Genomic DNA, 23,327 nt, shown 5'->3' on the forward strand with positions numbered 1-23,327 from the left:
TCGCGGACGTTTCGATCACTGACTGGCGGGGCAATTTATGCCCCATGGCCGACATCATCGATCTCGTCTATGCCGATCACGACTGGCTCAGGCGGCAGTTCTTCCGCCTCGACGACGCCAAATCCGACGACGAGCTGGCGGCGATCTGGAAGTCGCTCAGTGACCGGCTGGACGCGCATGCCGACGCCGAGGAGAGCGTCTTCTACCCCGCGCTGCTGAAGCACGGCGGCGACGACGATCCGGGCAATCCCGAGGGCGACCCGCAGGACGAGACCGAGGACGCCATCACCGACCACAACGCGATCCGCGACGCGGTGCGCGAGTCCCGCAAGCACCGGCCGGGCACCAAGGTGTGGTTCGACGCGGTGTTCAAGGCGCGTCAGGAAAACGGTGAGCACCTCGACGAGGAGGAGCGCGAGGCGATGCCGGACTTCATCAAGAGCGCGACCTTGGAGCTGCGCCATGAGCTGGGCATGAAGTGGTTGCAGTTCTACGCCGAGCGGGAGTCGATCGAGGGCGTCGACGCGCGGGACAAGGACGCCGACGAATACATCGAGAAGCACTCATGACCGATACCACCGCACGCATCGACGAGGTCGCATCTGGCGACGTCATCGCCCTCGACCGCGGCTCGGGTGAACAGGCGTACAAAGTGGTCCACACCGACGCCACCGAGTCGGGCTTCCTGATCACCGTCGAGGCCGACGACGGCGAGACATTCGATCTGGAGTTAGCCGCCGGCACAGCGGTCAAGCGGTCGCTGGAATCGAAGTGGGAGTCGTCGCAGAGTCCGACTCCGCATTCGCCGCCGCGGTGAACACGGTCGAGTACGCGCCCGGGCGTCGGGCCGATGTGTTCGGTGAAGCGCCGGCTTCGACCGCCCTGCTCTGGCATGGCACGCAGACCGATTCCCGCACGGCGGTGCGGGGTTTGGCCGAAACGATCGCCGGCCACGGAATCTGCGTGGTCGCGCCGGACTGGGATTCACACGCCGCCGATCGTGGGCGCGCGGACCTGCTGAGGTCCGCGGAGTTTGCGTACTCCCATGGCGGTGGAGGCGGCCTCGTCGTGATCGGATGGTCGTTGGGTGGAGTAGCCGCAGCGGGTCTGACTTTTCGCGCGAACGAGTTCAATGTGCCAGTCGCACAAGCTATCTGTCTCGGCGGCGCATTCATGGTGGACGACCCGATCTCCGGCGGTCCCGTCCTGGAATGCGTCACCGACGACGCGGCGCGGGCGCCGTTCACGCTGTTCTCCGGCAACGCTGACGATGTTGTCCCGACCTCGGTGTCCACCGGGTTCGCGGCATCACTACGCGGGATCGACTGGCCGGTGGAGGTTGTCGAACTCGACGCCGATCACGGCTCGATAGCCGGCGCACGCTACGACCCCGATCTCGATCGCTACGACGCTGCCGACGACCCGGCGACCCAGGCGGTTGTCGGCGTGATCGCCGAACGCATCGCCGCCATCACCCTCCACTAGGTATCAGCCGAACAGCGGCAGCGCCCGTTTGCGGGCCAGTGCGTCCATGCCGGCCTGGATGCTGTCCTGAACCTCACGGTACTTCTGCTCGACGTAGTCGTCGTCCTCGGCGCGGGACGGGTCGTGGTCGAGCTCCACGGCAGGCATCAACCGGGTCCGGATCTTCGCAGGCAGCGGCAGCTGGGGCAGCGCCGCCGGCGCGATACCCCACGGCAAGGAGACCGCGAGTGGGAAAACCTTGAGCCGCAACAACTTATCCAGCCGCAGCGTGCGGGACAACTGATCACCTCGGATGAGCACCGGCATGGCATCTGCTCCGCCGACCGTCGCGATCGGGACGATCGGCACTCCGGCCTTGATCGCCATCCGCACGAATCCGGTGCGGCCCGCCAGGTTGGCGACATCGCGCTCACTCCAGGGCCGCAGCGAGTCCACCTCGCCGCCGGGCCAGACCGCGACATCGTGGCCTTCTGCCAGCGCGGTGGCCATCGAGTCGGGCGCGGCAGGCAGTACCCCCATCGCCCGGAAGTACCGGCCGATCACCGGCATCGCCATCAGCGCATCGTGGGCGGTGCCGTGCAGTGTGCGCTCCTGACCGAACCGGCGCCACCACTGCACGCCGACCGTCCACGCATCCCACACGAACGGCGCGCCCGAATGAATTCCGACGAGCAGTACCGGTGGATCAGGCAGGTTCTCCCAACCGTCGAACTCCATGCGGAACCAGTGATCGACCAGGAAGTTCCACAGGTACTTTTGGCGTTGCATCGTCGCTTCGTCTTGCCCGCCGAGGTCCCATTGCCCGGCGCGCTGGTTGAGCCAACCGCTGACACCGTCATCGGAGCTGTCGGCCCGCCGCTGCGCCATCTTGCGGCGGGCTTGGTCAGCGTGTCGCTGTGCTTGCTGACGAACTGCGGCGGGGCGTGGATCGGCGTTGGTCATGTCGGCCGGGTACCCCGACTGTGGGGGCCGTCACACGCGATCGGAACTGTGCGATCGCTGGAGGCCATGGCTGGCAGGAGCTTGAGTCCGATCACCGCGACGATGATCCCCGCCAGGCACACCACCTTGGCTACCGACACCGACTCTTCGCCGGTGACGATCGCGTAGCCGACCGTCAGCGCCGCTCCCGCGCCGGTCCAGACGGCGTACGCCGTACCGATCGCAATCGACTTCGCCGCTCGTGACAGCCCGAGCATGCTGAGGACCAGCGCGCCCACGAACAGCGCGGTGGCCGGGAGGTTGGTGAACTGCTCCGTCTTGCCGAGTGCGGAGGCCCATACCGCTTCGAGCACGGCACTGATCATCAGGACGACCCAGGGCATGGCTAGCTCACCACCTTGAGTCCGATCACCGAGCCGACGAGCAGGGCCAACACCAGCAGACGCCCGGCGGTCGCGGTCTCCCTGCGGCGGATGATCGCCCACAGCACGGTGAGCGAAGCACCGATGCCGACCCACACCGCATACGCCGTGCCGGTCGGCAAGTCGCCCATGGCCAGTGCCAAACCCACCAGACTCGCAATGAGCGCAATGACGAAGACAGCGGTCGGTCGCCGGCGACGCAGACCGCACGACTCCCCCAGGGCCACCGCCCACACAGCTTCGAGAATTCCGGAGAGCACCAGAAGAACCCACGCCATGACCCGACTCCTCTACGAGTCAGTCTTGTCCTGGCGGGTACTGCTCCCTCGTCCGCCAACACCCGAAATCGGGGTCGCAGCAGCCAGTTTAGCCGACTACCTGCGCAGGGTCAGGTGCGTGGAGCGGCCGTCGGTGATGAAGGAGCGAGTTGAGCGGCCAGGTACGGGGCCGTCCGGCTTACCGTTTCGGTGGCAACGACAGCGGGCGACCCGGCCACCACTACCGCACCGCCGTCGGCACCTCCGCCCGGTCCGAGGTCGATGACGTAGTCCGCACCCGCAACGACCGACATATCGTGTTCGGCCACCACTACCGTGTTGCCGGCGTCAACGAGGCGATGCAGCTGTCGCTCGAGCAGCTCGACGTCGGCGGGGTGAAGCCCAGTGGTGGGCTCATCCAGCACGTAGAGAGTGTGCCCGCGCTTGACGCGCTGCAGCTCCGAGGCCAGCTTGATGCGTTGGGCCTCGCCGCCGGAGAGTTCGGTTGCCGGTTGACCCAACCGCAGATACCCCAGCCCGACATCACGCAGAGTCGCCAAACTTCTTGCTGCACTGCGTAGGTCGCTCAGGAATTCGGCCGCCTCGTCGACGGTCTGGGCCAGTACGTCGGCGATGGTGCGGCCCCGGTAGGTGATTTCGAGTGTCTCCTCGGAGTAGCGGGACCCACCGCATGCCGGACAGGTCGCATAAGTGCCGGGCAGGAAAAGCAACTCGACTGCAACAAAGCCCTCACCCTGGCAGGTGGCACAACGGCCCTCGGCGACGTTGAACGAGAAGCGGCCGGCGCCCCAGCCACGCCGGCGTGCTTCTGCTGTGTCGGCGAACGCCTTGCGAACGGCATCGAACAGCCCGGTATAAGTGGCTAGGTTCGACCGGGGCGTACGTCCGATCGGTCGCTGGTCCACGGCGACGAGGCGATCGATCGCTTCGGCGCCATCCACCATCACGCCCACACTCGAATCGCGCTCGATGTCCAGAAGTGCAACATCATCGTCGGTTTCGTCGTCGGCAGGTTCGACCAGTGTTCCCAGCTGCCTGGCCATCACATCACCGAGCACCTTGCAGACCAGCGTCGATTTGCCCGAGCCTGACACCCCGGTGACAGCCACGAACGTGCCCAGCGGGATGTCGACGTCGACGTGGTGCAAGTTGTGAAAAGTGATGTTGCGCAGATGCATAACGCTCACAGGTGCGCGCAAGTCGCGCTGAGCACGCGGTCCGTCGTCAAAGAGATATCGCCGGGTGATCGACGGCTCGACGTCGGCGAGGCCAGCCACCGGTCCGCTGTAAAGCACATCTCCGCCCAGTTCGCCGGCGCCGGGCCCGACGTCGACGATCCAGTCTGCGCGGCGCACCACGTCCATGTCGTGCTCGACGACGAACAATGAATTCCCCTCACGCCGAAGTCGATCCAGGACTTCGAGCAGCGGTTTGGCGTCGGCCGGATGCAGACCGGCCGACGGCTCGTCCAGCACATAGAGAACACCGAACAGGCCGGCCCGCAGCTGGGTCGCCAACCGCAGACGCTGCAGTTCCCCGGGCGACACCGTTGGCGTGCGGCGGTTCAGGCTCAGATACCCCAGACCCAGACCGACCAGCACGGCGATGCGTGCCACCAGATCGCTAGCGATCATGGTTGCCACCTCGGTGAATTCACCCGATTCAGTGGATTCGTAGGCCGCTGCGAACTCCGTCCTGACTGCCGCCGGCGAGAGGACGTCAGCAAGTGCAGTCAACGGCAGCGACGCCAATTCGGCAATGTTGCGGCCCGCGAACGTCACCCCGAGTGCTTCCGGCCGCAGCCCCGAACCACCGCAGACGGGGCAGTCGACACTGCGCACGTACTGCAACACCCGGCGTCGCATCGACGGGCTCTGCGAGTTGGCCAGCGTATGGCGAACGTGACGCTCGGCGCTGGAGAACGTCCCGTTGTAGTAGTAGTCGGCGGTCACCGGGTGTTGGCTCGGGTCAATCTCCACGGTGGGTTGATCGTCAGTGAATAGGATCCAATCGCGTTGCCGCTTGGATAATTTGCGCCAAGGCTTATCAATGTCATAGCCCAGCGTGATGAGGATGTCACGCAAATTCTGTCCCTGCCAGGCGCCCGGCCACGCCGCAACCGCACCCTCACGGATGCTCAGCGACGGGTCGGGCACCAGCGTCTGCTCGGTGACCTCGTGGATGCGGCCGAGACCATGACACTGCGGGCAGGCACCGATCGTGGTGTTCGGCGAGAACGCATCCGAGTCGAGACGCTCCGTAGCGCCGGGCGGGTAGGTTCCCGCGCGGGAAAGCAACATGCGCAGCAGATTTGACAACGTGGTGACGGTCCCGACCGTCGACCGAGAAGTGGCGGTGCCGCGGCGCTGCTGCAGCGCCACCGCCGGAGGCAGCCCCGTGATGTCATCGACCTTTGGCGCATCCTGCGGCAGCAGCAACCGCCGAGCATAGGGCGCCACCGACTCGAAGTACCGTCGCTGGGCCTCGGCATAGATGGTGCCGAACGCCAGCGACGACTTTCCGGATCCGGAGACGCCGGTAAACACCACAAACTGATCGCGCGGCATTGCGACGTCCACAGTCTTCAGGTTGTGGACCCGGGAGGCATAGACGCGGATGTAGGGGTCAGATTGCGGTGTCGCTGTTTCCCTACTGCCGTCCACCTTCTCCATTCTGTATGACCGACAAGTGGGCGCCCTGGCTCTGGTGGGGCAGGATTGAATATGCGCAGGCGACAGCGCCTGAGCCCGTCTGGCGCATCCCAGGACAGGAGAACGGCCGTGAGCACCGAATCAGCAGGTGAGCGCTCGCTGCTGGTGCCGGGAGACACGTGCTGGCGATCGGCTCAGGCCGATCGCTTCGCCGCGATCATCGATGGCGCCGACTACCTTCGGCACCTCAAAGCTGCCCTGTTGAGCGCACGTCATCGAATCGTCATCATCGGATGGGACTTGGATTACCGAACGGCCTTCGAGCGCGGCGAGAAGACACTGGAGGGCCCCAACCACCTTGGCCCGTTCCTGCACTGGCTGCTGCACCGGCAGCGCACGCTGCGGGTGTATCTGTTGAAGTCCAATCTTCGCCTACTGCCGGCATTCGACGGATTCTGGTTTGGCGTTACGCCGGTGAGCGTGCTCAACCAATTCACCTCGGCACGTTTGCATTTCGCTGTCGACGGTGCACATCCCACCGGTGCGGTGCACCACCAGAAAATTGTGGTCATCGATGACGTCGTGGCTTTCTGCGGGGGTATGGATCTGACACTCGGACGGTGGGATACCTCCGAGCATCTTCCCGCCGACCGCCGCCGGACCGGACTGGGCGGCGCTTATGGGCCCCGCCACGAGGTTGTCGCCGCGGTGGACGGTGCCGCAGCGGCGGTGCTCGGCGAGCAAGCGCGCGACCGATGGGAGGCGGCGACCGGGCAGGCGTTGCCACCGCTGCGTCCGTCGCCACCGGCGTGGCCCGACGGCCTCACCCCCGGTCTGCGCAACGTCGACGTCGCGGTCGCGCGCACCCTTCCCACTCTGTTGGACCGCAGCGAAGTCCGTGAAGTGGAGGCGCTTGACCTTGCCGCGATTGCCGCCGCGCACGATGTCATCTATCTCGAGAATCAGTACTTCGCAGCGCGCGGCATTGCCGAAGCGATCGCCGCGCGGCTGAGCGAGCCGGACGGCCCCGAGGTCGTGATGATTCTTCCGCGGAGTTCCGAAAGCCGGTTGGAACAGCAATCGATGGACAGCGCCCGCGAACTGTTGGTCCGAATGCTGAAAGAGGCGGACACCCATGGCCGGCTGGGCGTCTACTGGCCGGTGGCGGGTCGCGGAGTGTCGGTCTACGTGCACTCGAAGATCCTGGCGATCGACGGCCGGCTGCTTCGGATCGGCTCGTCGAACTTCAACAACAGGTCCCTGGGCTTCGACAGCGAATGCGATATTGCGATCGAAGCCCTGTCTACCCGGCCGGACTGCTCTGTGGTGCGGGATCAAATCCTGTGTCTGCGAGACACTCTCGTGGCTGAACACCTCGGCGTCACCGTGAGTATGTTCCGCGACGAGATGCGCCGCACCGGATCATTCTTGGCCACAGTCGAAGTGCTGCGCAGCACCGGGCGGTCGCTGCGTGCGCTGACCGACACGATGGTGGCCGCGGATGCGAGCCCCCTTGCGGAGAACGACCTCATGGATCCTGACCATGTGCCGCAATCGATCCCGGAGAGCACACTCCAGCTCCTCGAGTCGGTGGTCACCTGGCCGCTGCGGCACTCGGTCCTCGGTACGTGGCTGAAGAAGCTTCGCGGGATGTGAAGTCCGGGCTGCGGCCCAGGTGTCGGAGGATCCGATCCAGCTCACCTGCGCCGTCGACTGGCTCGATCGCAGAAGCGAACGGCACGGAGTCAAGCAGACGAACGTCGCCGTCGGGGATCGCCAGCACCAATGGCATTGCCGCACTGAGGACGTCGGTGGACAACTCGTAGTCGGCGTCAAGTGATGCAGCGACGTCCCAGCCGTGGACGACGTAGTCCACGAAGTGAAAGCCCATGGCGATGGCGCCCGGAAACACCGCGTTCTCGCCGAATTCGGGCAGGGTGAACGGAGCATCGTCGATCCCCTCCGCCGAGAACGCGTCGAGGACGTCGTGGGCGGCGTCGGCATACGTGCGCCCGGGGTCCCGCCGGACGTCGTCGATGACCGATTCGGCCCGCCAGGTGTCCCGGTCGGCACCGTGGCCGCGCGCGGCCGCGGCGAACCCGCGGTGCTGGACGGTCATATGCGCCAGCAGATCGGCGAGGTCCCATCCGGCGCAGGGGGTGGGACGACGGAGGTCGGTGGGTCGGACGGTGGTCACAACGTCGATCGACTGGAGTACAGCGACGCGATGTTCATTAGTAAGCATCCGCCTACGATATGTGTCCGCATACGATAATGCAATGCCTATGATGGCGCGGTGGCGGACAGACCTCGGCGCCCCGACCTCGCGGCGATGCTGGCTCCGTTGCTTCGCGAGTTGATCGCGGCCGAGGAGCCTGTTCTCGCCGCGCACAACCTGTCCATGTGGGGATATGCGGTGCTCGTCGCACTCGACGGTTCCTCGGTCCGCACCCAGGCGGCGCTGGCCGCGGCGATCGGCGCCGACAAGACGCGCATCATCCGCGATCTCGACCAACTGCAGCAACGGGGGCTGATCGAGCGCACCCCGGATCCCGACGACCGCCGGGTGCGACTGCTTGCGATCACCGACGCCGGCCGGGCGCTGAAGAACGCCGTCCAAGCGGAGATCCAGCGCGGCGAGGAGCGCTGGCTGGGTGAACTCAGTGCCGACGAGCGGCGTACGTTTCTCAGTGTGTTGGGGAGGTTAGGACGGAGACACGTATGAAGTCCACCGCTTCCGTGGACGTGACGGCACCACTTCGCGAACTCCCCGAGGACGGGTACGTCTACTCCACGGCGTGGAAGATGCTGACGAGCGACATCGACCGTCAGCAACAGTTGCGGCTGGACGCGGTCGCGCGCTACATCCAGGAGGTCGGCGCCGAGCAGTTGATCGATGCCGGATTCGAACACGTGCATCCGCACTGGATTGTGCAGCGCACCGTCATCGACGTCCTGACGCCGATGACATGGCCTTCTGCGATCACCTTTCGACGATGGTGTTCGGCGATCTCACTGCGCTGGTGCACGATGCGCGTCCGCTTGGACAGCCCGGACGGTGGCCGCATCGAGACGGAGGGCTTCTGGATCAACATGAACAAGGAAACTCTGACCCCGTCGTTGATGGAGGAGGGATTCTTCAACAAGCTCGCCACCACCACCGACGAGCATCGCCTCAAGTGGCGCGCCTGGTTACCCGGCCCGGTTCCGCCGGATGCCGAGGCGCTGCCTTTCGCCTTGCGCGACACCGATATTGACATCTTCGACCATGTGACCAACACGGCGTATTGGCACGGCATCCACGAGGTCACCGCGCGCCACCCACACGTCGCCTCCGCACCGTACCGGGCGGTGGTGGAGTATCGGCGTCCTATTGCACTGCGCGACGAGGTCACGATCCGTCACCGGGCCGACGGCGACCTCGTCCGGTGTTGGTTCTGTGTGGGTGACGAGGTACATGCGGCGGGATTGGTGACCCGACTTGAGCGCTGAGCGGACAGTGCACGCGGACTACCTCGTCGTGGGTGCCGGCGCAGTCGGGCTGGCCTTCGCCGACACGATCGCCACCGAGAGCGACGCCACCGTCGTCATCGTCGACCGCGCCGAAGCCCCTGGCGGGCACTGGACAACGGCCTACCCCTTCGTGCGGTTGCATCAACCGGCCGCCTACTACGGGGTGAATTCGCGCGGTCTCGGCAAGGGCGTCATCGAGGACAGTGGCGACAACGCCGGGCTGTACGAGCTCGCGAGCCTCGACGAAATCCGTTCGTACTACAACACTGTGATGCTGGACCTGACGGCCAGCCAGCGAGTTCGGCACTTCCCGTCGAGCGAGTACCACGGTGACCGAACATTCACCACCGCGGCCGGCGAATGCATCACCGTCGACGTCGGCCGTCGTGTCGTGGACACCACCCATTCCAACGTCATCGTGCCATCCATGCGGCCTCCGAACTTCGTCATCGAGCCGGGAGTGGACTGCGTACCGCCGAATGCGCTGCCGCAGAGCGCTCCCGGCCATGACCGTTTCGTGGTGATCGGCGGCGGCAAGACCGGGATGGACAGCTGTCTGTGGCTGCTGCGCAACGGGATTGGTCCCGAGCGGATCTCCTGGATCGTTCCCCGCGAATCCTGGTTGCTCGATCGCGCGGATGTCCAGCCGGGGCCGGAATTCGCCGACCGGGTCAAGGTGGCCTTCGGTGCCCGCCTGGATGCCATCGCCGCGGCCGATTCGATCGGTGATTTGTTCGCACGCCTCGAAGATGCCGGGTCGCTGTTGCGGCTGCATCCCGATGTCGAGCCGACGATGTACCGGTGTGCGACCGTCACGCAGGCGGAGGCCGCCGCGCTTCGCCGCATCACCGATGTCGTGCGGATGGGCCACGTGCGCGAGATCAGCGCCTCGGGTGCATCCCTGACTCATGGTGAGCTCACCGCTGAGCCGTCCACGCTCTGGATCGACTGCGCCGCCGAAGGTTTGGGGCTTGGACCGACTCGCACGATCTTCTCCGGATCGACCTTGACTCCGCAGTGCGTGCGGGCCTGCCAGCAGGTCTTCAGCGCCGCCTTCATCGCGCATGTGGAGCTCAGCTACGACGATGACGCCACGAAGAACGCACTGTGTGAACCGATCCACCTGCCCGGCACGCCGATCGATTGGCTGACCATGAGCGTGATCGAGTACCGCAACCAGATCACCTGGTTCGCCGACCCGGACCTCATGGAGTGGCTGCACACCTCCCGGCTCAACGCTATCCGCGCCATGATGGCGCCGGTGATGGAACGCCCGCGCGTTCGGCAGCGTGTCTTCGATGCGATCGCCGGTCAACTGCGAGCGGCCAACGACAAGCTGGCGGATCTGCTCGCTTCCGACGGTCAACCTCAGGCGGCCGCGGGCGCCTCGCCGTAGGGTTCCTCCCCCGTTGGCCCGAATTTCGATCCCGTCCTTGCCAATCGGCGTTCGAACGCTCGCTGCATCGGTGTGGCGACGAACGTGGTGATGATCGTCATCACCGCCAGAATGGTGTAGAGCTCGCCGGAGATGAGCCCCGCTTCCAAGCCGATGTTCAGCAGGATGAGTTCCATCAGGCCGCGGGCATTGGCGAGTGCCCCCATCGAGCCTGCCTCGTACCAGCTCATGCCCTGCCACCGCGCGGCCAATCCGACCGCAGTGAACTTCGCGGCGAACGAGACGACGAGAACGATTCCGGCCATGAGCAGAGTCGACCGATCGAAGATCAACGTCAGCTGGGTGTTGAGGCCGGAGTAGATGAAGAACGCCGGTAGCAGCAGGTAGGCCACCAGCGGTTCGAACCGCTCGCGAATCGCGTCGAGTAATGCACCGCGGGGCATGACCGCACCGGCGACGAATGCGCCAAAGACGGAATAGATTCCGACCAGATCGGTGAACCAGCTCGCCGTGAGGATGACGAGCAGGACGATGCTCGTGTGGGCAATGGGTAGGCCGCCGGTCCGCTCGGTGTCTGCGCGCGCTGGGGTCCACGTCTCCAAGCGGCGCAGCAGTGGCCGGCCGACATAGATCATGAACACCAGGTAGGCCACGCCTCCGCCGATAGCCAGAACCGCCCCGGACACCTGCCCTTTGGCCGTCGCCACCACCGTCGCCAGAAGTATCCACGAGCACGCGTCGTCAATGGCGGCGCAGGATAGAGCCATTGTGCCCAGGCGGGTTTCGAGCAGTCCCGAGTCGTACACAATCCACGCCAGCATCGGAAAGGCGGTGATCGCCACCGCGGCCGCCACGAAGAGGCCGCCCTGCCAATGCACAACCTTGTCGGTGAAGTAGCCACCGAGGCTCACCATCGACCAGCCGAGAACACCGCCGAGGGCCAGCGGTACACCGATGCCGGTAGCCGCGGTCGCGCCAGCTTGCCGGAGGTGGGCGCCCAAGATGTTCACTTGGAAGGACGACCCCACCAAGAACATGTAGAGCACTAGACCGAGTTGGCCGACGACATAGATGACCGTGAGGTTGGGGTGCACGATCGTCGTCGTACCGATGGCCAGCTTGGCGGGGAAGAGCCATTGCTGCGCGGCCGGCCAGATCCAGCCCAAAACCGAAGGGCCGAGCAGAAACCCAGCCACCATGATTGCGACAACCTGTACCTGGGCGAGCCTGCGGAATAACGGCCACAGCAGGCGATACGTCAACAGGATGACCGCGATCTGCAGGAAGAAGTGATACGCGATCGACAACAGCGACGGCACGGCGTCAGCCCCTGTCCGACCAGCGGAACACGTACAGGCAAGCCATCAGACCGCCGATGCTCCAGGCGGCCAGCACCAGGAAGATGCGCCCGTGCTCCCAGCTGCCTGCCGGTTCGAAGACCACCATCTGCGCGGGCAACAGCACCGAGCGAAACCCCTGCGCCATCCACTTGACCGGGAAGATCGACCCGACGATCAACATCCACGTCGGAAGCGCCATGAGCGGCACGTACGTGCCCGACACGAACTGCAGTCCGACGGCCGGGCCATTGGTCATGACCGCGGCGGAGACGGCATTGCTGGCGAAGTTGCTCACGAAGATACCCAGCAGCGAACAGCTGACGATGCCCAGGATAAACACCCAACCCAGGGTGAACCAGGCGTACGCATCAGTTGGCAGCTGAAGCTGAAAGGCCAACACCCCCAACACCAAGAGCACGACCGCCTCGGCGACGCTGGCGATGGCGACCAACATGATCTTGCCGATGAAGTACGACGATGCGGTTGCCGGGGTACCGCGCAGTCGCCGCAGGGCACCGGTTTCCCGGTCGGCTGCGATACCGATACCGAGGTTGATGAAGGACGTGGACAGGATGCCGTAGGCCAGCATGCTGGCCGCGATCACCGCGCCCGTACTGGTCTGCGTGCCAGGCAGTTTCGCGGAGAAGATCGACCCCAGCAGCAGACAGATGATCGCCGGCATCGAGAAGGTGAGCACGACCTGCTCGGGCCGCCGGTAGAACATCTTCAGTTCGGGAACGACTCGCGACAGACCGATGCGCACGGCGGACGGAAGTTCGTCCTGTCTGCGTCCGGCGCGGCGTGCCGGCCGGGCAGTGTTGTGGGCGGTCGACTCGATCGCCATCAGGCCACGCCGATCAATTGCAGGTACGCGTCCTCGAGCGTCGGTCTGGTGACGGTCAGCTGCGCCAATTCGGTGCCGTCAGCGGAACGCTGCCGGATGAACTCGGTGGGGTGGTCGGTGTGCTCCACTCGCCACCGGCCATCCTCCAGCCACCGCACGGTCGCTGCTGTGTTGACGTGTGCGGTCAGCTGTGCCGGTGAATCCACCGCCGCGACGCGGCCGGCGGCCACGACCGCGACCCGGTCCGCCAGCGCTGCGGCCTCCTCCAGGTAGTGGGTCGTCAGCAGGATGGTGGTGCCGTCACTGGCCAGGAGCCTGATGAGATCCCAGAACTGGCGCCGAGCTTCGGGGTCGAATCCTGTGGTCGGTTCGTCGAGGAAGAGAAGTTCCGGCTGGGCGATGATGCCCAGCGCAACGTCGAGCCTGCGTCGTTGCCCGCCGGACAGGTTCCTGACCCGCGTCCCCGAACTCGACGCCAGCCCGACGAGCTCGAGGAGCTCATCGGGTACCCGAGACCGCTGCTCGCCGTAGCACTTCGCGAACATGCCCACGGTCTCCGACACTGTGAGGACGCCGAAGTCGCTGGTCTCCTGCAGCACGATCCCGATCCTGGCGCGCCAGCTGCGGCCGGCATCCGCGGGATCTTCACCCAGAACGCTGACCCGTCCGGAGTCGCGTTTCCGATGGCCTTCGAGGATTTCAATGGTGGTCGACTTGCCTGCTCCGTTGGGCCCGAGTATTGCGAAGATCTCACCGCGCGCGACGTCGAGATCGAGGTCGCGGACGGCCTGCACCCGTCCGTAGGTCTTCGACAAGCCGCGTACGTGGACGGCGGGCGCGGTTGCGGAGGGTGATGCGGTCACGGTAGAGCCTCGCCCGCATCCGGTTGCGTCTGTTCTTCCAATTGCGCCAGCAGTTCCTGCAATTCGGCATCCGAAAGTTCGGCCATAAGTCGGTCCAGCTCGTCGTCGGCGTCTGCGGGTTCGGCGACCGGTGCTCCTTCCGGCGGCGCCGGGGCCGCCTCACCGTGAATGAAGTGCAGCTCGGTGAGCACCCGATCGGCCAGCGAGTTCACGCTGACGCCGCGGAGTATCTCGAGGACGGGCAGGTCGATCGAGAAGGTCATGTTGATCCGCACCCGGAATTCCATCGCCATCATGGAGTCCAGGCCGATGTCGTCGAGTTGGTCGTCCGGCTCGAAATCATCGATAGCGCAGTCGAACACCGCTGCAACGATCTGACGCAGATGATCCGCGATCACGGCGCGCCGGTCGGCCTCGGGGGTTGCCGCGAGCAACATCAGTACCGAGCCGTCGGCGTCACCGTCTGCAGTAGCCGTCTCGGACGTGCCGAGTTCGGCGAACATCATCGGCAGGCGGCCACCCAGACCGGCCTGACGCGCCCGGCTCCAGTCGGCGCTGATGGCGACGATATTCGGCAGCTGTTGGTTGATGAGCCGGTCGAGGATCAGTGCACCCACCGCGGGCGTAATCAGCTCGATTCCGCGCTTGGCATAGAGCTTTTCGAGGTTGAGCTCTTCCACCATGCCGACCGACCAGGGACCCCAGCCGATGGTGAGTGCGGGCAGGCCCTGCGCCCGACGATAGTGGGCGAACGCGTCGAGAAAGGCGTTGGCCGCCGCGTAGTTGCCCTGTCCTGGTGAGGCGATCGTCGATCCGGCGGAGCCGAACATCACGAAGAATTCCAGGTCGTGGTCTTTGAACGCGTCGTGCAGCACGCGGGTCCCGGTGACCTTGGGCGCCATCACCGCTGCGAAGTCGGCTTCGCTGGTGTTGACCAGCAGTTGGTCATTGACCGATCCGGCGGCGTGCACGATTCCTCGCACGGGCCTGCCGCCACTGCGGGTGTGGTCCCGCAACCATGCGGCCACCTGGTCTCGGTCGGCGACATCGACACTGGCAGTGGTGATCTGGACGCCCAGCCGTTCGATCTCGTCGATCGTCTCCGAGGGGACGGCCCCGCGGCTCAACAAGGTGATGTGCCGGGCTCCGCGCTCAGCGAGGTAGGTGGCGACCACACGCCCGAGGGCTCCGGACCCACCGGTGACCACGTACGTGGCATCCCGGGTGAGCTTGGTGGGGAACGGCCGCGTCAACTGGTCGCACGGTCGCAGACGAGGGACGAACGTCGCCCGGCCGCGGATGGCGATCTGGTCTTCGGTCGCTCCGTCGAGGAGGTGTTCACAGATGCGCGCGGCGGTGTGGGCGTGATCGTCAGCGGTGTCGATGTCGATCAGTCCGCCCCAGTGCTCGGGCATCTCTTGGTGACCGAGCACGCGACCGAGACCCCACAGCGCCGCCTGCTCGACCCCGCGCAGCTCGGTTCCTGGTGCGGGTTGCGCATTTCCGGTGACCAGATAGAACCGCGGCTTCCTGGTGGTGTCCTGCGCGGCAACGGCTTTGACCAGTCGTAGCGTGGCGAGGACGCCGAGCCGATGCTGGTCGTGGACGGCCATTGTCTCGGTGATGTCCAACGGCCAGCAGTCCACGATCCCGTCGACGCCGTCGTCATGGGCGAGCAGCGTGGTGAAGTCGGTGTCGTTGGCGTCGTGGCGGACCGTGACTACCCGGTGGCCGCGGCTGCGCAACCCGTCGGCGAGCGATGCGCCGACACCGGTGTCGTCGATGAGGATCAGCCACGACTGGGGTTCACCCGCTGCGGTGTCCCCACTACGCACATCGTCGCCGATGGGACGCCATTCAATGTGGCTGAGCCCCTTGTCGATTCGATCGGGCGACATTCGCGCCGACGCGCTCAGCGATTGGACCGCGAAGCCCTCGATGACGGCGAGCGGTTTGCCGGCCGACCCGGTGATCGTGAGGTTGCAGTCGACCTGCTCCCTGGTCACCGACACGACGTGCACGTGGACGGTCATGGCCGGCTCGGGTGCACCGTGGACCGCGCAGCGCCGAATCCGGGTGGGCAGGAACGGGTCCTCGTTTTCCTCCTGGCCGAGGAACGGCGCGCCGAACAGCGCCTGGAATGCGCCGTCGATGAGGGCGGGATGGAACCGGAACCGCGAAAGCTCATCGGCGATGGAGTTGGGAACCGTGATATCGGCGGTGGCCCAGTCCTCGCCAGCCGTCACGCCACGTACGGTTCGGAACGCGTCGCCATAGTCGAACCCGATGGACTCGGTACGGAGGTAGAACTCCTCGCCGCTGATCGACACGACCGGCTCGGAACTGTCCGCGGCGGCCTGCGGCTGGGGCGCGGGTGGCAAGACGTTGAGTTCCGCCGTCGCGGTGATGGCCCACTTGGATTCTCCGTCGGCCGTCGCCGTGAACGCGGAGAATTCCAGTGTGCCGTCCGCTTCGTTCAGGGTGGTTCGCAGTATGGGGTCGCAGGTTTGGTCGAGGATGACGGCGCGGTGCAGCACCACATCGTCCACGCTGAAATCCGCTCCGTAGACGGCGTTGGCGGCTGCCATGCCCATCTCCAGGTACACCGCCCCGGGCAGCACCACACTTCCCTGCACGCGGTGGTCGGCGAGGAACGGGTTGAAGACGGTGCTCAGTTCGGCCTCCCAGGTGGGATGAAGTCCGCTGACGGGTTGACCGAGCAGGGGATGCACCGGGTGGTAGAACAGGGCCTCGGTGGCCTCGCGCGTCTCATTCCAGAATCGCTTCGTCTGCCACGGATACGACGGCAGCTTTACGACTCGGCCCCCGTCCGCGCATCCGAGTGCGTCCCACGCGACATCATGGCCGTTGCAGTGCAGCGTCCCAACACAATTGAGCAGGGTTCGGACGTCGTCGGAGTCGCGTCGTTGGACGGCCGACACCGATATCTTCTGCTGGGCCGCCGTTTCGAGGATCGAGGACGCCAGCGCCGGGTGCGGGCCGAGTTCGACGAAGTGCGTGTAGCCGTCCTCCAGCATCCGTCGGATCGCCGGTTCGAACAGCACGGTGGCACGGGTGTTCTGCCACCAGTAGGCGGCCCCGGCCTGGTACCCGTCGAGCCGCTCACCGGTGACCGTCGAGTACAGCGGGATCGTGGCGTCTTTGGACGACAGTCCGTCGAGCGATCCGAGCAGGTCGGCCTTGATCGCATCCATGAAATGCGTGTGGTACGGCACCTTTCCGTTGAGGTACCGATTGAAGATGCTGCGCTCGTCCAACTGCCGGGCCACGTCGGCGAGGACTTCGGCATCGCCGGCGACGGTGACCGCTGACGGGCTGTTGATGGCGGCGATGGAGAGCCGCGTGCCGAATTCTGTCCGTACCTCGGGGTCGAGGGCTTGCATCAGCGAATCGGCGTCCACGCCCACGGCGAGCATCCGCCCCTGCCCGGTGGTGCGCTGCTGCAGTCGGCTTCGGTGGTAGACGACCTCCACCGCCTGCTCGAAGGTGAGCAGGCCGGCGATGTGATGGGCCGCGATTTCGCCTGCGCTGTGGCCGATTACCGCGTCCGGATGGACCCCGTACGCGGCCAGTTGTTCGGCCAGCGCGATCTGGACGGCGAAGTTCGCCGGCTGCGCGACCTCGGTCTCCCCCATGCGTGTGCTGGTTTCGTCCCGCCGTAGCTCGTCGACGAGGGACCACCCCGTGTACTGGGACAGTTCGCGGTCGGTGCGCAGGATGCTGTCCGTGAACGAGGGAAGGACGTCGAGAAGTCCTCGGCACATCTTCCACCACTGAGGGCCCATCCCGGTGCAGACGAACGCGGTCTGGGGTGCCGACCCGGCAATACGTCCGCCCGCCAGCGGGCCGCCGTCGGCTAGGGCTCGTAGTTGCTGTCGCGCATCGTCGATGCTCTCGGCGATGACGATGCTGCGGTGATTGAGATGCGATCGGCGCCGGGCCAGCGTGTACTGCAGATTCACCAACGTCAGGTTCGGATGAGCGTCGAGATGCTCGGCGATCCGGCCGGCCGTCGCGACCAAAGCCTCTTCACTGCGTGCCGAGATCGGCAGTACAGCAGGTAACTTCGGCACCTCGACCTCGGCGCCGGCCGTGACGGGCGGTTCGGCAAGCACCGCATGCGCGTTGGTGCCACCGAAGCCGAACGAGTTCACGCCGACCACACGTCGCTCGGCGGCGGGAAATGGCCGCCCGGTGGCGGGGACGTCAAGCTTGAGCTCCTCCAGGGAGACGTGCCGGGTCGGCTCTCCCAGATGCAGATTGGCCGGAATGTAGCCATGCTTGGCCACCAACGCCGCCTTGATCAGACCAGCCACTCCGGCGCCGGCTTCGAGGTGGCCGATGTTGGTCTTGATCGACCCGATGACGAGTGGCTCGGTGGCCGGCCGGTCGGCGGTCAGGGCGCCGGCCAGGGCGCGCATCTCGATGGGGTCACCGACGGGGGTACCGGTGCCGTGCGCTTCGACATAGCCAATGTCGCCTGCCTGCAAGCCCGCTCGCTGTAGCGCGGTCCTGATGGCGGCTTCCTGGGCTTCCTGGCGCGGCACCGTGATGCCGTCGGTGTGGCCGTCCTGTGAGACCGCCGTTCCGAGGATCTGGGCGTAGATGTCGTCGCCGTCGTCGAGTGCCTGCTGAAGGGGTTTGATGATGACGATGGCGCCGCCTTCGCCGCGGGCATACCCGTCCGCGGAGTCGCTGAACGCCTTGGACCGGCCCTGGGGGCTGAGAAAACCGCTCTTGGACTCGGCGATGGCCGTGTTGGGACCGATCATGATGTTCACGCCACCGGCGAGCGCAAGATCGCACTCACCATTCCAAATGCTTTGCGCGGCAAGGTGTACGGCGACCAGCGATCCGGAGCACGCGGTGTCGACGGTCACGCTGGGCCCGCGGAAGTCGAAAGCGTGTGAGATACGGTTGGCCAGCATCGTCATCATCATGCCGGTGGCCGAATGCGACTTGAACCGGTAGCGACTGGTGCGGCCCTGGTTCTGCAGCAGCTGATAGTCGAGCGTGAAACCCCCGATGAACACGCCCACGTCGGCGCCCGCCAGGCGGTCGGCGGGCAGCCCCCCGTCCTCCAGCGCCTCCCATGCGACGTGGAGCAGGAGCCGCTGCTGCGGATCGAGCGAGTGCGCCTCCCGCGGTGACATCCCGAAGAACTGCGGGTCGAATTGGTCGATGCTGCTGAGGAATCCGCCGCGGCGGGTGACGATCTTGCCTACCTTGGCGGGATTGGGATCGTGATACCGATCGGCGTTCCATCGTGATTCGGGAACCACGCGGGTAGCGTCGGTCTCGCTGCAGAGCAGGTCCCACAGGCCGGCGGCCGAATCAGCCTCCCCGGGAAGCCGGCAGCCAATGCCGACGATGGCCAGCGGCGGGCGGGCGCCGGTGTCGGTATGCATCTTCACCGGTCAGCTCGACTGCAGAGCCGGTGATGCCGTGACGATCCAGTCGCTGCTGATCGGGTCACTTCCCTGCTCGCGGCGGCAGGCCGATCGCAGCTCGTGCAGCAGCGGATCGCGCTGCCATTCCTGCACCTGCCGCATGACGGCGTCGTCGCCGAAGGTCACTGATTTCTCGGCGAGCACCGTGTCGACCAGCTGACCGGCCAATCGGCGCAACAGGTTGGCATTGCTGTCGAACTGCTCGGTGAAGGTGTCGCTCGGATGCATCATCGCGGTGTGCAGGGTCACCATGAAGTTCAGGGGGGCGTAGAGATCGACGAACGGCACTGTGGGCGAGCTGCTTTCGGTCGCAGCCCACTCCCGGAAGAACCTCTGGACCCGGTTACTCAGCGCGATGAGACCGTCGAGATGCGGGACGAAGCCGGGATCGTCGGCCAGGCCCACGAACCGGCCATTCATGTACAGGAAGCCGATGAAGCCCCAATAGAACGCGACGTCCCAGATGATCTTGGCCGACATCACGTTCGGCACGCCCATCAACGAGTACTGGTCCTGATAGACCGCGAGCCACATCTCGGTAAGTGAGCGAAAGAGCGTGTCGCTGATCTGTGCTCGCGCGACGACGTCCTCGCCGTCGAGTTCACGGGTGATCATGTCGGTGATCAGACCGTTGCCGATGGCGACGAGATCCAGGCCCGAGGAGTACAGCGGATCGAGGAAGATTCCCGCGTCACCGGTCAGAGCCCAGCGGGCGCTGCCGTCATAGACTTTCGCCGCGCCGTGGCTGTACTTCTTCATGACGCGGAAATCCTGGATCTCCTCGGCGTGTTCGGCCAGGACCGCGGCGCACTGCGGCTCGTGATCCCGGATCCATGCCATGGCCTTGGCCAGCGTGTTGAACGTGTCGAACGAGTGGTAGGCCGGGTCGGCGACGATACCGACGCTGGTCGCCCCGGACGCCAGCCGAATCAGCCAGACCCAGTAGCCCTCGCCCATCAGGTGATTGGTGGACAGCGCGCGATCACCCTCGACGAGCCGACCCCGCCAGTCCGGGTCGTCGCTCCAGCGTCCGACGTCGATTTCCGCGGCGACCCGGAACCAGACGGCATTGCAATGATGTTCGTTGGCCTGTCGGATACCTAAGTGCCTGGGCAGCAACCGGTTTCGGCCCGAAGCGTCGATCACCCACCGTGCCGTGGTCTCGGTGGTCGCTTCGCCGTCTTGAATTGACAGCGTGTGCGGACTGCTGCCGTTGCTCAGCTGGACCGAGCGCACCCGGCCGCGGGTGATCTCGACGCCCTCGGCCACGCAGCGGCGGCTGAGCTCGTTCTCCAACCTCCCGCGGTCGATCTGATACGTCACCTGGGGGACGAATGATGAGCTGCCGAGCTCCATGCGCTGCGCGATGTCGGTGTTGCTGCCGACGGAGAAGAACATCCGCAAGCCCATCTTGCGGATCTGCGCGGTGCTCAGGTGATCACCCAAACCCAGACGGTCACGGAGGTAGTGGGCCGACACCTCGACGGTCGACTCGCCGACTGTGTGGGTGACCTCGGGCACCGGATGGACGTTCGGCTCAATGACCTGTATCCGGGTGGCGGGCCGCTCCCGGCGCAGCTCCAGCGCCAACGTCAGGGCCGCTGCCCCGCCGCCGACGATGGTGACGTCGTGGTCGGCAGGCGGCCCGTCGGGGCGCGACATGCGAGACCGAATGCGTTCGGCGAGGGCTTCTCGACGCTCGCGACTCAGCTGCGACACCTGCGCCCGCGTGTCCACCCCGTGACCTCCCTCGATTCGTGCCGATGGGTACCCGGGAATGTGTCGGGTACGCATCGCGGCGCTCATTCGAGCGAATCACAGCGGCGCCGTAGGGAGCACGTCGAGACTGATTACCGATTGCTGACGTCTGCGTCGTCGCACGCCGGGCCGCAAACCCGAAAACATCAGGCGCAGCTGCTCATCCGGCGGTTGGCCGCGGTCGTAGCTACTTCTCGTGCGGCCAGCGGTGCTCGGGTAGGCGCGCTTGCTGTAAGCACGGCCACCCTTGCGGATACACGAAGAAGTCGGACCCGGCGCTTACGATTCCATCGACGAACCACCCCCGATGGAAAGACGAAGACGTGAGTTACACCGCCGCTGACATCACCGAGCTCGACGATGTGCAGCACACGCGCTTGCGGCCGGCGGTCAACCTTGGTCTGGACATCCTGAACACCGCATTGCGCGAGCTGATCGACAATGCGGTGGAAGAAGTTGCCGATCCCAGCCACGGCGGATCCTCAGTCACGATCACGCTGCACGCCGACGGTTCGGTCAGCGTGGCCGACGACGGGCGCGGATTGCCCGTCGACACCGACGCCGCGACGGGGAAGAACGGCATCGTCAAGACGCTGGGCACGGCGCGCGCCGGCGGGAAGTTCTCCGCGCACACCGACGCGTCCAGCACCGGCGCCGGGCTGAACGGAATCGGCGCCGCCGCGGCCGTCTTCATCTCCGCACGTACCGACGTCACGGTGCACCGGGCCGGAAAGACGTACCTGCAGAGCTTCGGCGGTGGCTATCCCGGCGTCTTCGAGGGCAAGGACTTCGACCCGAACGCACCGTTCACCCGTTCCGACACCCAGAAACTGCGCGGCACCAACAACCGAAAGCCCAACGCACAGGGCACCGAGGTGCGCATTCTGTTCGACTCGGCCGTCGTCCCGGATTCCAGCATCGACATCGGTGAGGTGCTGCTCCGCGCACATGCAGCAGCACGGATGTCCCCCGGCGTACACCTGGCGGTCGTCGACGAAGGCTGGCCCGGCGACGAGATTCCGCCCGCGCTGCTCGCTCCGTTCGACGGCCCCTGGGGTACCGACACACTGCTGGACTTGATGTGCACCGCGGCCGATACCCCGGCACCCGTCGTACGGGCTGTCGTGGAGGGACGCGGCGAATACACCACCGGCCGGGGCCCGACACCGTTCCGGTGGTCGCTGACTGCCGGGCCGGCCGAGCCGGCGACGGTGGCGGCGTTCTGCAACACCGTGCGCACCCCCGGCGGCGGATCTCATTTGACCGCGGCGGTGAAGGGATTGTCCGAGGCGTTGGCCGATCGGGCGTCCCGCATCCGCGACCTCGGCCTGGCGAAGGGCGAAGAAGGCCCGGAGCCACAGGATTTCGCAGCGGTCACCGCGCTGGCGGTCGACACCCGCGCCCCGGATGTGTCGTGGGACTCCCAGGCCAAGACGGCGGTGTCGTCACGGTCGCTGAACGTGGCGATGGCACCGGACGTCGCGCGAAGCGTCACGATCTGGGCGGCCAACCCCGCCAACGGCGACGCCGTGTCGCTGTGGACGAAGCTGGCGCTCGAGTACGCCCGGGCGCGGCGCAGCGCCGAAGGCGCCAAGGCGCGGTCACGGGCGGCCTCGAAAGCCAAAGGGCTCGGCACGAATCTGTCCCTACCCCCGAAGCTGTTGCCCAGCAGGGAAACCGGACGCGGCTCCGGAGCGGAACTGTTCCTCTGCGAGGGTGATTCGGCACTCGGCACGATCAAGGCGGCGCGCGACGCGACCTTCCAGGCCGCTTTTCCGCTGAAAGGCAAGCCGCCCAACGTCTATGGCTTCGCTTTGAGCAAGGCGCGGGCCAAGGACGAGTTCGATTCGATCGAGCGCATCCTGGGCTGCGGGGTTCGGGACAACTGCGACCCCGAGCAGTGCCGCTACGACCGGATTTTGTTCGCCTCCGACGCCGACCCCGACGGCGGCAACATCAACTCCAGCCTGATCTCGATGTTCTTGGACTTCTACCGCCCGCTGGTCGAGGCCGGGATGGTCTACGTGACCCTGCCGCCGTTGTTCGTGGTGAAGAACGGCGACGAACGGATCTACTGCCAGGACGAGTCCGAGCGAGACGCCGCCGTCGCCCAGTTGAAGGCGACCTCCAAGAAGCGGGTGGAGGTGCAGCGCAACAAGGGTCTCGGTGAGATGGACGCCGACGACTTCTGGAACACGGTGCTGGATCCGCAGCGGCGCACCGTGATTCGGGTGCATCCCGATGACGGCGAAAAGAACCTGCACCACACGTTGTTCGGCGGACCGCCCGAGGGCCGGCGCACGTGGATGGCTGATGTGGCCTCCCGTGTCGACACCTCTGCGCTGGACCTCGACTAGGAGTATC

At 65.9% G+C, this 23,327-nt stretch carries 18 protein-coding genes; 8 read left to right on the forward strand and 10 right to left on the reverse strand.

What is annotated here, in order from left to right; translation table 11 throughout:
* Positions 1-44 precede the first annotated feature (44 nt).
* The 3 genes from K0O64_RS29050 to K0O64_RS29060 are packed head-to-tail and all read left to right on the forward strand — an operon-like array spanning position 45 to position 1,485.
* Positions 45-569, forward strand: a complete 525-nt coding sequence (locus K0O64_RS29050; RefSeq protein WP_071948441.1) for a hemerythrin domain-containing protein — start codon at positions 45-47, stop codon at positions 567-569.
* Positions 566-817: a hypothetical protein gene (locus K0O64_RS29055; protein ID WP_071948440.1), complete on the forward strand. Its 252-nt coding sequence runs from the start codon at positions 566-568 to the stop codon at positions 815-817. The genes K0O64_RS29050 and K0O64_RS29055 overlap by 4 nt, the downstream gene beginning before the upstream one ends.
* On the forward strand, positions 772-1,485 hold the full coding sequence (locus K0O64_RS29060; RefSeq protein ID WP_225933576.1) for an alpha/beta hydrolase: 714 nt from the start codon (positions 772-774) through the stop codon (positions 1,483-1,485). Before K0O64_RS29055 ends, K0O64_RS29060 begins: the two co-directional genes overlap by 46 nt.
* A gap of 3 nt (positions 1,486-1,488) precedes the next feature.
* Here K0O64_RS29060 and K0O64_RS29065 read toward each other — a convergent pair whose 3' ends face one another.
* The 4 genes from K0O64_RS29065 to K0O64_RS29080 form a co-directional block, all read right to left on the reverse strand.
* Complete coding sequence (locus tag K0O64_RS29065) at positions 1,489-2,427, reverse strand: lysophospholipid acyltransferase family protein (protein ID WP_071948439.1); 939 nt, start codon at positions 2,425-2,427, stop codon at positions 1,489-1,491.
* Positions 2,424-2,810 (reverse strand): DMT family transporter, encoded by a 387-nt coding sequence (locus K0O64_RS29070; RefSeq protein ID WP_071948438.1) that lies wholly within the window; start codon positions 2,808-2,810, stop codon positions 2,424-2,426. The genes K0O64_RS29065 and K0O64_RS29070 overlap by 4 nt, the downstream gene beginning before the upstream one ends.
* 2 nt (positions 2,811-2,812) lie before the next feature.
* Positions 2,813-3,127, reverse strand: coding sequence for a DMT family transporter (locus tag K0O64_RS29075; protein WP_071948437.1), 315 nt, complete (start codon positions 3,125-3,127; stop codon positions 2,813-2,815).
* A 110-nt stretch (positions 3,128-3,237) separates the two neighbouring features.
* A complete protein-coding gene (locus K0O64_RS29080; protein WP_096312586.1) occupies positions 3,238-5,799 on the reverse strand; it encodes an excinuclease ABC subunit UvrA in 2,562 nt (853 codons plus the stop codon).
* 51 nt (positions 5,800-5,850) lie between these two features.
* On the opposite strand from K0O64_RS29080, the gene K0O64_RS29085 reads away from it, so the two are divergent.
* Positions 5,851-7,434: a phospholipase D-like domain-containing protein gene (locus K0O64_RS29085; protein ID WP_096312587.1), complete on the forward strand. Its 1,584-nt coding sequence runs from the start codon at positions 5,851-5,853 to the stop codon at positions 7,432-7,434.
* Here the strand turns inward: K0O64_RS29085 and K0O64_RS29090 are convergent.
* The gene (locus K0O64_RS29090; RefSeq protein ID WP_096312588.1) at positions 7,373-8,023 is read right to left on the reverse strand and encodes a TIGR03086 family metal-binding protein; all 651 of its coding nucleotides are present in this window, start codon (positions 8,021-8,023) and stop codon (positions 7,373-7,375) included. The genes K0O64_RS29085 and K0O64_RS29090 overlap by 62 nt on opposite strands.
* 87 nt (positions 8,024-8,110) lie before the next feature.
* Here K0O64_RS29090 and K0O64_RS29095 point away from each other — a divergent pair, with 87 nt between their 5' ends.
* From K0O64_RS29095 to K0O64_RS29105, 3 genes are read left to right on the forward strand one after another with little or no spacing between them, the layout of a single operon-like run.
* A complete protein-coding gene (locus K0O64_RS29095) occupies positions 8,111-8,503 on the forward strand; it encodes a MarR family winged helix-turn-helix transcriptional regulator (protein ID WP_071948434.1) in 393 nt (130 codons plus the stop codon).
* The gene (locus tag K0O64_RS29100; RefSeq protein WP_071948433.1) at positions 8,500-9,270 is read left to right on the forward strand and encodes an acyl-[acyl-carrier-protein] thioesterase; all 771 of its coding nucleotides are present in this window, start codon (positions 8,500-8,502) and stop codon (positions 9,268-9,270) included. The genes K0O64_RS29095 and K0O64_RS29100 overlap by 4 nt, the downstream gene beginning before the upstream one ends.
* Positions 9,260-10,687, forward strand: coding sequence for an NAD(P)-binding protein (locus K0O64_RS29105; RefSeq protein WP_071948432.1), 1,428 nt, complete (start codon positions 9,260-9,262; stop codon positions 10,685-10,687). Before K0O64_RS29100 ends, K0O64_RS29105 begins: the two co-directional genes overlap by 11 nt.
* Here the strand turns inward: K0O64_RS29105 and K0O64_RS29110 are convergent.
* From K0O64_RS29110 to K0O64_RS29130, 5 genes are read right to left on the reverse strand one after another with little or no spacing between them, the layout of a single operon-like run.
* On the reverse strand, positions 10,660-12,006 hold the full coding sequence (locus K0O64_RS29110) for a cation:proton antiporter (protein ID WP_096312590.1): 1,347 nt from the start codon (positions 12,004-12,006) through the stop codon (positions 10,660-10,662). The two genes, K0O64_RS29105 and K0O64_RS29110, sit on opposite strands and share 28 nt — an antisense overlap.
* A gap of 4 nt (positions 12,007-12,010) precedes the next feature.
* The gene (locus tag K0O64_RS29115) at positions 12,011-12,871 is read right to left on the reverse strand and encodes an ABC transporter permease (RefSeq protein ID WP_071948430.1); all 861 of its coding nucleotides are present in this window, start codon (positions 12,869-12,871) and stop codon (positions 12,011-12,013) included.
* Positions 12,871-13,734 (reverse strand): ABC transporter ATP-binding protein, encoded by an 864-nt coding sequence (locus K0O64_RS29120; RefSeq protein ID WP_071948429.1) that lies wholly within the window; start codon positions 13,732-13,734, stop codon positions 12,871-12,873. The genes K0O64_RS29115 and K0O64_RS29120 overlap by 1 nt, the downstream gene beginning before the upstream one ends.
* Positions 13,731-19,163, reverse strand: coding sequence for a type I polyketide synthase (locus tag K0O64_RS29125; RefSeq protein ID WP_096313062.1), 5,433 nt, complete (start codon positions 19,161-19,163; stop codon positions 13,731-13,733). Before K0O64_RS29125 ends, K0O64_RS29120 begins: the two co-directional genes overlap by 4 nt.
* A 9-nt stretch (positions 19,164-19,172) precedes the next feature.
* Positions 19,173-20,942 carry an NAD(P)/FAD-dependent oxidoreductase gene (locus K0O64_RS29130; protein WP_225933578.1) on the reverse strand — a complete coding sequence of 590 codons (1,770 nt, stop codon included), beginning with the start codon at positions 20,940-20,942 and terminating at the stop codon, positions 19,173-19,175.
* Between the two features lie 344 nt (positions 20,943-21,286).
* Between K0O64_RS29130 and K0O64_RS29135 the strand changes: the two genes are divergently transcribed.
* Positions 21,287-23,320: a toprim domain-containing protein gene (locus K0O64_RS29135; protein ID WP_096312591.1), complete on the forward strand. Its 2,034-nt coding sequence runs from the start codon at positions 21,287-21,289 to the stop codon at positions 23,318-23,320.
* The last annotated feature ends 7 nt before the right edge of the window (positions 23,321-23,327 follow it).

The organism is Mycolicibacterium pallens, assembly GCF_019456675.1.
Classification (GTDB): Bacteria; Actinomycetota; Actinomycetes; order Mycobacteriales; family Mycobacteriaceae; genus Mycobacterium; species Mycobacterium crocinum.